The 14,049-nt window shown below is 47.1% G+C and carries 6 protein-coding genes and 2 pseudogenes; 4 read left to right on the forward strand and 4 right to left on the reverse strand.

What is annotated here, in order from left to right:
- Positions 1-60: 60 nt before the first annotated feature.
- The 4 genes and pseudogenes from EL210_RS10235 to EL210_RS10250 form a co-directional block, all read right to left on the reverse strand.
- Complete coding sequence (locus EL210_RS10235) at positions 61-477, reverse strand: hypothetical protein (RefSeq protein WP_018921111.1); 417 nt, start codon at positions 475-477, stop codon at positions 61-63.
- Positions 474-820, reverse strand: a pseudogene (locus EL210_RS10240) (tyrosine-type recombinase/integrase); the annotation flags it as partial. The gene EL210_RS10235 and the pseudogene EL210_RS10240, both read right to left, overlap by 4 nt.
- Positions 821-895: 75 nt before the next feature.
- Positions 896-1,274: pseudogene (locus EL210_RS10245) on the reverse strand (LOG family protein); the annotation flags it as partial.
- A gap of 121 nt (positions 1,275-1,395) precedes the next feature.
- Positions 1,396-5,214: a two-component regulator propeller domain-containing protein gene (locus EL210_RS10250; RefSeq protein WP_232000339.1), complete on the reverse strand. Its 3,819-nt coding sequence runs from the start codon at positions 5,212-5,214 to the stop codon at positions 1,396-1,398.
- Positions 5,215-5,595: 381 nt separating this feature from the next.
- Between EL210_RS10250 and EL210_RS10255 the strand changes: the two genes are divergently transcribed.
- From EL210_RS10255 to EL210_RS10270, 4 genes are all read left to right on the forward strand, one after another.
- Positions 5,596-8,658, forward strand: a complete 3,063-nt coding sequence (locus EL210_RS10255) for a SusC/RagA family TonB-linked outer membrane protein (RefSeq protein WP_026286002.1) — start codon at positions 5,596-5,598, stop codon at positions 8,656-8,658.
- Positions 8,659-8,683: 25 nt separating this feature from the next.
- Positions 8,684-10,252 carry a RagB/SusD family nutrient uptake outer membrane protein gene (locus tag EL210_RS10260; RefSeq protein ID WP_018921115.1) on the forward strand — a complete coding sequence of 523 codons (1,569 nt, stop codon included), beginning with the start codon at positions 8,684-8,686 and terminating at the stop codon, positions 10,250-10,252.
- Between the two features lie 270 nt (positions 10,253-10,522).
- On the forward strand, positions 10,523-11,719 hold the full coding sequence (locus tag EL210_RS10265) for an esterase (RefSeq protein WP_025879770.1): 1,197 nt from the start codon (positions 10,523-10,525) through the stop codon (positions 11,717-11,719).
- Positions 11,719-14,049 (forward strand): beta-glucosidase, encoded by a 2,331-nt coding sequence (locus EL210_RS10270; RefSeq protein ID WP_018921117.1) that lies wholly within the window; start codon positions 11,719-11,721, stop codon positions 14,047-14,049. Before EL210_RS10265 ends, EL210_RS10270 begins: the two co-directional genes overlap by 1 nt.

Here is a 14,049-nt window from a genome sequence, read left to right on the forward strand (position 1 = left end):
ATTGTAGTTATGTAGTAAGATATAATCAGTGAAAGAAAAAGGAAAGATAAGAAATAATCATTAGTTACTCGTGTTACCGAGCAGAAATATCGGTGTTATCACGGATGCAGGTTGCTTCAATCTCTGACAGACATACTTTCTGAACAAATGCGCTTCCGTACTATCCAACAGAAAGGACAGAGCGATGATGATTGGAAGCGGATAGAGCGGTGCATAACCTTTTAGTTGTCCGTTGATGATGATTTCCTCCTCACCTACACTCCTTTCATCGGGGTGCAGGTTAGGGGATTTCATTACCGTTTGCAGTCTGTGGTTGAGTTTACTCCACGTTACGCCGAAGAACCTTGCAAGTTCTCCTTCCGTCATAGCGATTTCGCCATTCCCCTTGCGAACGACCTGTATTTCATCAGTCCAATCGAAATAACTACGCTGATTGTTTACGCTTATTTTTCTTTTGGGATTATTGATAGCCTTCATGCTGTTTCCTCCATTTTACAAGTTGTAATACCCGAAGGTTCATAAGCCCTCTCTCCGTATTTGTTCCCTTTATTATTGACTGTTTGGTAATGAGCCTGTCCATATCCTCAGAAATCTTCTTGTCTGTTACCTGTGCATAAATCTGCGTGCTTGATATGGAAGCGTGCCCCATCATCTTGGCTATGCTCTCAATAGGTATGCCTGCACTTAGGCTCATCGTACCGAAAGTGTGGCGAGCAACATGGTACGACAATCTCTGTCTGATACCGCAAGCCTTGCCTACAATGCACAGGTTCTTGCCCATCACGCTACGGCTGCAATGCGGTTGGAAGACAAGGCTATCTAATGGCTCGTCATATCGACCCATCATAATGAAAACCGCTTCTCATTTGAAGCTGAGAACAACGAGAACTCACCCTTACAAACGCCCAATCAGGCGCTGAATGCCCTCCAAATCAGTTGCAACTTGGATATAATCCGACTACTTTCTGCGAATCATTCCACGCTGTTGTAGGTCGTCAAGCAGGCCAATAAGCGAGTCGAAAAAGCCGTTCATGTTGTAGAGAATCACTGTTTTTGCGTGATAACCTATCGTGCGGCTGGCTGCCACAGTGAACACTTCATCGAGTGTACCGATGCCACCTGGTAATGTAATCAGCACGTCGCTCTGGGCCAATATCAGGTCTTTGCGGTCGCTCAGGTTGTCACATGCAATGTTCACATCAACCGAATTGCTGACGCGTCCGCCCTTTTCAACCACGCGGGGGAATGACACCTATGGTCTTTCTCCCACCCTTCCACAAATTTATTAAAAAAATCTGTGAAATCAATGCCCTCTCCCCAATATTTTATTACTTTAGCACTATGAAAAGGCGGGAGCAACAGCCCTGTTTGGGCAAAACAGAGTTGCAAAACAGTTTATTTATACTCGCTCGGCGACACTCCGAACTGCTTTTTGAAGCTTGTTGAAAAATGACTCGGCGTATTAAACCCCGTCAAATAAGCTATCTCTCCCATCGTATATCGGCCTTCTCGAATGAGTTCTGCAGCCCGATTCAACTTGTAAGTCTTGAAGAATATGCTTGGATTTGTGCCCGTCAACCCTTTCATCTTATAATATAATTTGGTGCGCGACACGTGTAATCGTTCCGTCAAGTGCCTCACATCAAGTTCCGAATCGGCCAATTCTGCTTCCATAATCTTATAGAGCTCGTCCATGAAATGCTTGTCTTGGGGCGACAACACCTTTTCATCAATGGCATCGGTCTGCGTGGAACTAACAAGCAACTGCCTGACTTTCTCTCTGTTGGCCAGCTGTGAATGAATCATAGCCAGCAGCAATTTGGGGTCAAAAGGCTTTGTGATGTAAGCATCAGCACCCGTGTTGAGTCCTTCAACTTGGCTCTCTACCGTTGCTTTTGCGGTGACAAGAATCACTGGAATGTGGCATAATTGCAGATTATCCTTGATGTCCCGGCACAGTTCATAGCCTGTCTTGCCGGGCATGACGACATCGCTTAAGATCAAGTTTGGCTCATCTTCGCCGATAGCTTTATAAGCACTCTCGGCATCAAAGCGATAAATCACATTGTAATAAGGCATCAACAACGTCTGAAGATAATTCACAACTTCGGTGTCATCATCGACAACCAAGATCGTAGGACGGCCCTCTGTATCGTGTATTTCGGCTGCGGTTGTATTGCGAAGAGGGGCGATGGGGAACATTTCTTCCTGATTTTCTTCGGGCAAAGCACGCTCGCCTTCGGTATAACAGCAGTCATCAACAGGAAGAGAAAGGGTGAACACGGCTCCCGGTTCGCCCTCTTTATTGCCGGCAACCAATGTTCCATGATGCAGTTCGGCCAGCTTTCGGGCATAATAAAGGCCGATACCTGTGCCCCAATTCAGCTTTCCTTTCGTCTGATTGTCAAGCTGGTAATACCGTTGAAAAATGTCTTCAAGCTCACTATCAGGGATTCCTTTTCCGCTATCCTGCACCATAATGGTCGCCATTCCGGCAGTAACATCGAGACTAACAACGATGGTTCCGCCTTTAGGAGTGAACTTCATGGCATTTGAAAGCAGATTGTTCATAATCTTTTCTAACTTATCTCGGTCAAGAAACATCAGAAATGAGTCCTCTAAACCGACCGATTTGAATGTTATTCCCTTTTCTTCAGCATTTACTTTGAATATATCGCAGATCGTAAACAGCTCAGCGATGATGTCCATGCGGCGCACTTTCAAGCGTAATGTATCGTTTTCGAGCTTGTTGAAGTCCATCAATTGGTTCACAAGACGCAGCATACGAGACACACTACGCCTGACTATCATCAACAAACGCCTGTTGAATTCAGAGATAGTTTGGTCGTCGCAAAGCATGGAAACAGGCCCCGAAATCATCGTAAGCGGCGTTCGGAACTCATGTGAAATATTCGCAAAGAAACTCATGTTCATACGGTTTATACGCTGTTCCTGCTGTTTTTCCTCCATTGCCCGATGCATTTCGGCCTTCTCTTTAATCGATCGTAGGCGCAAACGGCGCAGCAAGAGCAGGACAATCACAAACATAAAGGCATACAAAGTCCACGCCCACCACGTGTTCCAAGGCGCAGGACTGACAACGATCTCAAGTTCGTTCTTGGCCGTGAACTCATTGTTTCCCTTGCTTTTCGCCCTCACCTTGAGCGTATAACGGCCTGCCGGGAGATTCGAATAAAACGCTTCATGGCTATTACCTGCATCTATCCAATCTTCGTCAAAGCCCTCCATTCGATACGAATAGCAGGCCCGTTCGTAATCACCATAGGCCAAAGCGGCAAACGAAATGCTGAAACTATTCTGCTTATAATTAAGATAAACCGTCGGAAGGTCTTCCAGATTGCGATCGATACAATCGCTCCTATCAGGCGAAACAACCTCATTATGTACTTTCAACATCTCGAAAACCAGCGGAATATTCTGCCTCGTATAATGGTTACCCGGGTTGAATATGGTCAATCCATGGGTTCCTCCAAACACCATTTCGCCGCTTTTCAAACAGCAAGAAGCGCGGTCATTGAACTGATTTCCGCCGATCCCATCGGTCGAATAATAAGAAGTTATCGCGCCATTAAGCCCATCTATCTTATTAAGACCGTTCATTGTGCTCACCCAAATATTGCCATTTTGATCGGGTTCTATCGCTGAAATGTCTTTACATGAAAGCCCTTCAACGCGATGAACCCGCACATGATCGGGGGCAATACACACCAAACCGTTTGTCACAGTGCCCACAAAAATGTTCCCATGCGGGTCTTCATAGAGGTCTGTAGGAATGAAAACCGATCGCGGAAGGCTCTTTTTCCAATCATTATTGTCTACATTCCACTTCGTTGCCTCAAACGTTTGAGGATTTATCTCAACCAGATCCTGTAAGAAAGCAGCTGTGAGTAGTCCGCCGGAACGCAGCGGCAACGCCACAGGAACGAAGACAAAGGTTGCCGGATAGAGCGTGTTTGGCTTCATTTCTCCGTCAGGCATGAATGCAAAAACCCTATTTGAGGCTGACGTTGCCCACACGATTCCCTCCTTACTCTCCGTCAATGACATGGTGTAGAAGACCGGATAGCGTTTCTCCGGCACCAATGTTTCACCATTATAGCGTGCTTTGACGACTTCTGAACCGTTGGCCATCCACAAGTATCCACGGCTATCAACAAGCAAACTCCCTATTTCATTCTTGTAATCGCTCACTTTAAGACCTTCCAAAGAAAGCGATTTCAGCGTGTTGTCACGCCTGTTATACACCAGCAGGCCACGCATCTTGGTTGATATAAACAGGTTGTCTGCCTTGTCTTCTGCCACGGCTAACACCGATTGGTGGCCCACTACTTTGACCAAAAAGTTGTTGGTATTGAAAATTTTATTGTACTGATAGACGACACTATAACCTTGATCGGAAGATCCCATCCACAAGTTATTCTTGGAATCTGTGTACATTTGTGTAACTTTGAAATAGGGTTCGTCGAACGGGAAGCCCGGTTTTTGGGGAGAAAGTAGCGTCTCTGATGCCTTATCATAATAGAAAATGCCATTTTTAGAAGTGCTGATAAGCAGTCCACCTTTATTATATGGGTGGATACAATATATCTGATCATGGCTGAAAACAGGGCTCCCGGCAATCGCATCTGGCGCATTTTCAAAAGCACGCGCGGCCGGATTGTAAACAAGAACACGGTTGTCACCACACAACCAGATGCGCCCGTCGTCCTCCATGTAAGCGTATGTAGGATAGAAACCCTTTGGCATAGCGATGGAATCTGCCAACGATAATCGCTTTCCCTCATAGCGACGAAGACAGTTTAAGTTCTGAATCCACACGCTATTGTGCCTGTCTATGATGACACGCCCCATGAAATTATGTTGCGGATCGAGGTTCCCAAGTCGCTTGACAAAGCGGTTTTTGCGGGCATCATACTCCAATAAGGAACCTATTGTGTATATTATTATGCGGTTGTTCGGCGTGATGAGCAATTGAACAACGTTGAGGTTCTTGTCGTCCATGGCTATACGTTCAAAGGTATTTTTGTCAGTATACCGGCAAACACCGTTCACAGTAGAAACCCATATCCGCTTGTTTCTGTCGCAAAACACCCCCGTAACGTTGTTATCCGGCAAACCGGTCGAGTCATCTGTGCAGAAATACTGATAGAATTTGTTGCCATCAAACTTGTTAAGTCCCCTGAATGTTGCCATCCAAAGGTGCCCATGGGCATCTTCCGCAAACCCTTTTATGTTGTGATTCGATATTTCATCCGCCACAACCATGGCGTGTTCTTCGTCTGTTAAGGCTGGTTTTTCCTTAGTTTTCGCGCACGAAACAAAGCCGAAGACAACACTGATGAAAAGCAAAGAAAGAAAAGATTGTAATTGGAAACGCTTCATGTAAATGTGCTTAATAATAATACAAATGTACGAATAAAACCCTTATTACCAAAGCATTCTGAACAAATAAGAAAATGTTTGAACGCACCTGAAAGAACTTTTGAACGAAAATAAAAAATAAAAGAACGGCTGAAAAAAGCTTTGTTTGGAATACATCATACCTTTGTCTCGCAACAATTTAATACTACAAAAATGAAGAAAACAGTATCGATCAGGTCATTTACCCTGTTTCTTTTAATGATTATGTGCCAGACATCATGGGGGCAAGAGCTCATAAATGTCTCAGGTAGTGTCGTTGACAACCTGAAAGAGCCGATGATTGGCGTGAGTGTTGTTGAAAAAGGAACATCAAATGGGGTCGTTACAGACCTCAACGGAGCATTTAAACTCAAAGCCCATAGGGGCGCAACGCTCGTTATCTCCTACATTGGTTTTGCCACACAAGAAGCTAAAGCAGCGCAAAACATGGAGATTATACTGCAAGAAGACTCTAAAATCCTTGAGGATGTCGTCGTCGTTGGCTACGGTATTCAGAAGAAAAGTTCGGTCACCGGCGCTATTTCTCAAGTGAAATCGGAAGACTTGGAGCACCGAACAATCACCGATGCCAAGCAAGCCTTACAGGGAAAGACGGCCGGTGTGCAGATCGTTTCGGCCTCGGCTGCGCCGGGAGCAAGTCCCACTGTGCGCATTCGCGGCTTCTCTTCGAATGTCAGTTCGGAGCCACTTTATGTAGTAGACGGTGTCCGTTTGAGCAATATCAGCGGCATCGACCCTAACGATATCGCCTCCATGGAAATCCTAAAAGATGCGGCTAGCGCCGCTATCTATGGTGCAGAAGCCGGAAACGGCGTCGTATTGATTACTACAAAGAAAGGAACTGCCGGCGAAGGGCGCATCAGTTACAGCTTTCAATACGCTGGTCAATCGCTTGCTCGGGTGCCCGAGATGCTCAATGCAACCGAGTATATCCAATATATGACCGAAGGAAGCACCTTTACCCGGGACTATCTGATCGCTAATTGGGACGGAAAAACCGACACGAAATGGACAGATGTGGCTTTTGAGAATAGCAAAATGCGGAAGCACAACCTCGCCTTTACCGGCGGAAGTGACCGTGGTAACTATTATCTTTCACTCACTTATCTGAACAACGACGGCATCGTAACCGGCAATTCCGATACTTATCAACGCCTTACCGCGACCATTAATTCGGAATACATGATTAAGAAATGGCTCAAAGTTGGCACTACCAATCAGATTGAGAAATACAATGTGCGACAAGTTTCAAGCAACAATGAATATGGGTCCCTGCTCACTTCGGTGATGATGCTCGACCCATTGACTCCCGAAACCTACGTTGGAACACCGCTCCCTTTCCATGTTCAGCATGCTTTAGACACCAAAAAGCATCTTCTTACAGATGCCAATGGAAACTATTATGGCATATCCAATTTCTATGCGGGCGAACAATACAACCCCTTAATCATGCGCGATAACAACCTTTCAAGGAACAGTGGCTTCGCTATCAACGGCTCTTTCTATGCCGATTTCACCCCGATTAAAGGCTTAACTTTCACGTCTCGTTTCGGTTATCGGCTTGGTGGAACACGCAGTAGCACCACAAATCTACCCTTTTATGGCAACGGTGTGCAAAGTAGAGACTACGTTGGGCTGAGCAGTCAAAGTTCAACTTCAATCTATTATCAGTGGGAAAACTTTGCAAACTACATGAAACAATTTGGCAAACACAATGTGAATGCCATGCTTGGTATGTCATATCAGGAATCTACCTATGACTATGTTCAAGGCGAACTTGCCCCTAATGGCGAACATGCCTTGCTCAAAAACGACCCTCTTTTCTACTATCTTCATTACGGATCTGCCTCGGCTACCAAGAGTGTCGACGGCGAAAAGACACGCACAGCAAAGCTTTCTTACTTCGGACGTCTAGGATATAATTATGCTGGAAGGTATTATGCGCAATTCTCTTTGCGCGCCGATGCGGCCGACCTTGCCCTGCTTCCTAAGAATACCCGGTGGGGTTACTTCCCCGCAGCCTCCTTGGGTTGGACACTATCCGAGGAGAATTTCTTCGCTCCCTTGCGGAAAACGGTCAACAGTTTGAAGCTCCGTGCAAGCTGGGGACAGAACGGTAGTCTCTCCGCCTTAAGCGGATATGCCTACAGTACGGACATGGTTCAGTCGGGATTCTATCCATTTACCTCTGGAATCAACTATGTTCGAGGGGTCAGTCCGTCCACACTGGGCAACGAAGACCTTAAGTGGGAGACCTCTGAACAGACTAATATCGGCCTCGATACCTACCTTTTCAACAGTCGATTGAGCCTCAGTGTCGACTATTTCAACAAGAAAACAAAAGACCTTCTCATTTGGAATACCACCCCATCTCTTGAGATTGGCGGCAAAACCTCGCCCATAAATGCAGGCAATGTGAGCAATAAAGGCGTTGAATTTGAAGTGGGTTGGCGCGACCATATCAAGGACTTCACTTACGGAATACGTGCAAACTTGGCCACTATCAGCAATAAAGTCACCTATATTGACCCCTCCATCACTCGCTTGGCAGGCTCAACTTTCCATACTTATACCGTGACTTACTTTGAACAAGGCTATCCCGTGTATTACTTCCGAGGCTATAAATTCGCGGGAATCGACCCAAACACGGGCAATCCCACGTTTGAAGACCTCGACAACAGCGGCGATATCGGTGATGGAGACCTCACTTATATCGGTGATGCCATACCCGATTTCACCTATGGCCTGACGCTTACAGCGGCCTATAAAGGCTTCGATCTCACCGTATTCGGCAGCGGTTCGCAGGGCAACGACATCTTCAATTGCATCAATCGACCCGACTATGCCGCTGCAAACAAGCAGAAAGCGCTCTTCTATACCGACCGTTGGACATCTCAAAATACCCATGCTACCCAGCCACGGGCTGGCGCTTCGGACATGGATAAGTATGCTTGCTCGAGCGCTATGGTCTTCAATGGCTCCTATTTCAAGATAAAACAGATACAATTGGGCTACACCCTGCCAAAGAAACTGACCGCCAAAGTCGCCGTAAGCAACGCCCGTATCTACCTTTCTCTCGATGACTTCTTCACCTTTACCAAGTATAAAGGCTTCGACCCAGAGGCATCTTCCAATGCAACCTCGGGCATGGGCATAGACAAGGGAGCCTATCCCATGTCGAAGAAGGTTGTCTTAGGCTTCAATATTGACTTTTAATAACCTGTAATTTAGACGAACACTTATGAAAAAATCATATCTTTCACTCATGCTGACGGCCTGTCTTGCACTCGGAATAACGAGCTGTGAAGACCGTCTCGACATTCCCAAGCACGGCAATATGGGCAGTAAAGAGACCTTTTATCAGACAGATGAAGAGGCTGAACAAGCGCTGGCTGCTCTCCATATCAGCTTCCGTGCCAACCATTACAATTGGTTCTTCGTCAAAAACCTGCTTGCTGACGACGTTTGGTGTGGCGGAGGATCGCGCGGAGACAACGCACAAATGGAGAAACTCAACGAATATACCTTCGGAACCGACCACAACTTGGTGCAGAGTGTATACGTCAATCTCTACAATATCATCTATAATGCCAACCTGATTATCGAGCATGTGAAGCCAAACACGCCCAATATGCGACGCGATATAGCCGAGGCTCGCTTCTTCCGCGCGTGGGCTAACTTCGAACTGGTGACGCTTTGGGGAACCGCACCCATAGTGGATCATTTGCTCAAGCCCGGGGAATATCGCCCCGGAAACGCCACAACAGAAGCACTTTGGGCCTTTGTTGAGAGCGACTTGAAGGCTGCTATCGAAACAGGGGAGCTGCCATCGAAGCATGATGTCAACGATGCTGAAACGGGAATCCGCATCACAAAGGAAACAGCTCAGGCCTATTTGGGGAAGACTTTCCTCTTCCAAGGCAAGTACGCAGAGGCTGCACAGATGCTTGACAACGTCATTCTCTCGGGCAAATACGCGCTCTTCACCGGCGAATACGACCTTCTCCTCCATGCAGTCAACAATAATTGTTGCGAGGATTTGCTCGAAGTACAGCTGCGAAACGACCCAGAACAAGCTTGGAATCAGGTGACTATGCTCTATTTAATGCAGGGGTGGCGCACCGACAAGCTGCTTTATAGCGGACAAGCTGCTACCGAAATCGCCACGGGAACCTACGGTTTTTTGAATCCGCGCAAGGCTCTTTACGACGCTTTCGTGGCCGAAGAGGGAACAAACGGCTACCGCCTCAACAGCACGCTCCGCACCTATGAGCAGATGAAAGCTTATGGAATCAACATTCAACCGGGTGCCTTCGTCTATGGAAATGAGGGATATTTCATGTGGAAGACGCGCCCGTTGAAGGCCGATTGCATCATTGATGCCCCCTATTTTCAGGGACTTCAGTACACTAACCCGCGCGTCATGCGCTATGCCGAGGTGCTGCTTATGGCGGCAGAAGCCCACCTTCAGGCCGGAAACCCAGGCAAGGCACTCGATTATGTCAACCAAATTCGCAAGCGAGCCAAGCTCTCTCCGCTCACAACGCTCACCCTTGAGGACATTAAAAAGGAAAAACGACTTGAACTTTGCATGGAAAGTGTTCGCTATCAAGACCTTGTTCGCTGGGGAGATGCCAAAGAAGTGCTAGGCAAACAAGGCGCACAGATACCGTCACTCACGGCAAATGGCATGCAATGGGGCTTTAAGAACAGCACTTACGGCTTCCGTGACCGCAACAAACTGCTGCCGATTCCATTGAAAGAAACCGAGCTCAATCCGAATATCTCGCAGAATGAAGGCTGGAAATGAGGCGAAGTAAAAAAGCAATCTGCTTCCCCTTGTTTGCAATATGGGCCGTTTAACTGTATTAAACAGCCTGTTTAAGCAGATTAAATAGGCCATATTGCCACACTAAACAAGCTATATTGCAAGGTTAAACAGGCTATATTGCACACTTAAACAGCCCATTTAACCGCACGAAATAGCCTATATTGCAGAACCGACTGACTGTCAATAACTTGCAATCCGGCAAAAAAACAAACAACAACAACCAAATGATAAAAAAAACGATTAGATAAAATGAAAAAACAATTCGCAACCCTATGCTTGGCAACGCTGACAACATGCTGTTTTGCCCAGCAAAACCTATTTGGAGAGCAGCCTCCACTTTCTCCGGAGGTGCATTCTGACCACTCGGTCACCTTCCGTCTCATGGCTCCCAAGGCCGAATCGGTGCAGATAACAGGCGACTTTCTGCCCACACAAAAAGTGAATACGCCCTATGGGGAATATGATGCTCCGGGCATAGCCGACCTGAATAAAGACGCAAACGGCCTTTGGACGTTCACCACAAAAGGCAGTCTGAAGCCTGAACTCTACCTATATAACATGATTATCGACGGCGTAAAGGTGACCGATCCGGCCAATGTATATGCCATTCGCGACATCGCCAACACCACAAGCATCTTCCTTATTGGGGGCGACCGCGCCGACCTTTATAAGGTAAACAAGGTTCCTCACGGCACTGTTTCAAAGGTTTGGTATGACAGTCCGACGGCCGGAATGACACGACGCTGTACCGTTTACACGCCTGCGGGCTACGAAACGAGCCGCAAGAAATATCCTGTTCTCTACCTACTCCACGGCATTGGTGGCGATGAACAGGCCTGGACGGAGCTCGGACGCGCCGCCCAAATCCTTGATAACCTCATCGCTAAGGGCAAAGCCGAGCCTATGATTGTTGTTATGACCAATGGGAATATCTCGCAAGAAGCATGCCCCGGCGAGACTTCCGAGGGCTTCAAGGTGCCCACAATGGCGCTCCCAAAGACGATGGATGGCTACTTTGAGCAGGCTTTCCCTGACGTTATCAAGTTTGTCGAGGCCACTTATCGCGTGCAAAAGGACAAGGGCCACCGTGCTATCGCAGGCCTTTCGATGGGCGGTTTCCACTCCTTTTACATCTCAATCAACAATCCTGACGTCTTCGACTATGTGGGATTGTTCTCCGCAGCCATAGACCGACAGCAACAAGGTGGGCTTGATACAATCTATGCCGACCGCGAACAAAAGATCGATAAGCTGTTTTCAATGCACCCAAAGTTACTATGGATCGGCATTGGGAAGACCGATTTCCTGTATAAGAACAATGCCGACCTACGCCATTATCTCGACTCTAAAGGGTTTAAATATGACTATATGGAGACCGAAGGCGGTCACATCTGGCGCAACTGGCGTATCTATTTAACTGAGTTCCTACCTAAATTGTTCAAATAATGAGACGACATCACATCTTTATCATGGCCATTGTAGCCTGCTTTCATAGTCTCACCGTATCTTCACAGCCCCGTTTACAGGCCGAAAACATCGATGATGTAATCGCAGCTATGACGCTTGAGGAGAAGTGTCACCTCGTATTAGGCTGCGGAATGAGCTATGGAGACGACGCAAAGTTTCCGGGAACGGCAGGAAGCACCTATGCCATTCCGCGCTTAGGCATACCGAAAACCTATTGTGCCGACAGCAATCAAGGACTAAGAATGAGTGCCCGACGTGACTTTGACAGCCGCAATTACTTCTGTACCGACTACATGACGAGCATCTCACTGGCTTCTACTTGGGACAAAGATGCCGCCTATCGCATCGGAAAAGGCATCGGAAACGAAACCAAAGAATACGGTCTTGACTGGATTCTTGCACCAAGTATGAACCTTATGCGCAATGTACTTTGTGGACGAAACCACGAATATTATTCCGAAGACCCTTATCTCTCGGGCACCATAGCAGCCCATTATGTGATGGGAATCCAAAGCGAAGGAACCGCAGCTTGCGTCAAACACTTTGCAGCCAACAGCCAAGAAACCAATCGAAATGCGAATGATAGCCGCGTCAGTCAGCGCGCTTTGCGTGAACTTTACTTGCGAACTTTCGAGTTAGCCGTGCGGATTGGCAACCCTTGGACGGTCATGACTGCCTATAATAGCATTAATGGTAAGCCCACATGTGAGGACATTTCACTCACCGAAACAGTGCTCCGAGGCGAGTGGAACTACAAAGGTTTAGTCGTTTCCGACTGGAATGCGGGAAGCAATGCGACCGCTTCAATGGTGGCAGGTAACGACATGTTGCAGCCAGGACGGGACAAACAGTATCACGAACTGCTTGCCAATGCGAAGAATGGAAGTCTGCCTATGGCTGTTCTTGACCGCAATGTGAAACGCATTTTGCAGTTTATTGTCAAGTGTCATAACTTCAACAACTATACTTACTCCAACGAACCAGATCTGAAACAGCATGCCGCTGACGACCGAAAGATCGGGGCTGAGGGCATGGTGCTGCTGAAAAACGAAAACGTTTTGCCTTTACTTGCAGGCCAAAACGTAGCGCTCTATGGCTGTACAAGCTATGACATCATTCCCGGAGGAACCGGTTTTGGCGGCACAACAGTGGGCCGTTACACAGTTTCTCTTGTTGAAGGGCTCCGCAATGCAGGCTTCTCTGTCTACAAACCACTCATCAATCAATACAAAAAACATATCGCTTCTGAGCAGAAAAGGCTCTATCCTAATGGGCTTCCTCCCTTCTCTTTGCAGCCACTCCACCGCGCCGAAGAGATTGAAATGACCAAACAACAGTTGCAAGAGCATGCTGCTGCTAACGATATTGCGGTCATTACAATTGGTAGAAAGAGCGGCGAAGCGGCCGACCGCACGCAAGATGAATTCAATCTGTACGCTAAAGAGCGGAAGATGATCAGCCAAATAAGCGAGGTATATCATAAGGATGGCAAGAAAGTCGTGGTGCTTCTCAACATCTGTAGCCCCGTGGAAACGGCCTCATGGAAGCATCTTGTCGACGGAATTCTTTGTACTTGGCAGAGTGGAGAGCAGGTAGGAAACAGCATAGCTGACGTGATTTCCGGTACAATAACCCCCTCCGGGCGACTTCCGGTAACCTTTCAAATTGCCTATGGTGACGCTCCTTCCGACAAAAACTTCCCTTCCGACGTGAAAGAAGTGAAAGACTTAGCTACGATGTATATGTGGGGCAATGATAAAAAAGACGCCAAACGGGAGGTCAAAGCCAATATCGATTACACCGATTATGACGAAGATATCTATGTAGGCTACCGCTATTTTGACAGCTTTGGCAAGGAGGTTAGCTTCCCATTCGGCTTCGGTTTGTCTTATACGACCTTTGCTTACGACCAAATGAAAGTCAATAAGCAGGGCGATACCTACACCGTTAGCGTAGAAGTGAAGAATATTGGTAACCTACCCGGGCGGAATGTGGTCGAACTTTTCGTGGCGGCACCACACAATAAGCAACTCAATAAACCCGAAAAAGAACTACGTGACTATGCAAAGACAAGCTTGTTGCAGCCAGGACAGCGCGAAACGGTGACCATGAAGGTGAGGACAGCCGACTTAGCTTCGTTTGATGAGAAGGCTTCGGCATGGAAAACGGATGCCGGAACCTACCGATTTATGATTTGTGCTTCGGCAAATAAAATCGAAACAGAATGTCCGGTGGCCGTCAATTCCTACAGGAAAAAGGTAAATAATGTTATGAAACCGCAGGTAAAACTCAATCGCTTGCATCGTTAA

The organism is Segatella oris (assembly GCF_900637655.1).
GTDB classification, from domain to species: domain Bacteria; phylum Bacteroidota; class Bacteroidia; order Bacteroidales; family Bacteroidaceae; genus Prevotella; species Prevotella oris.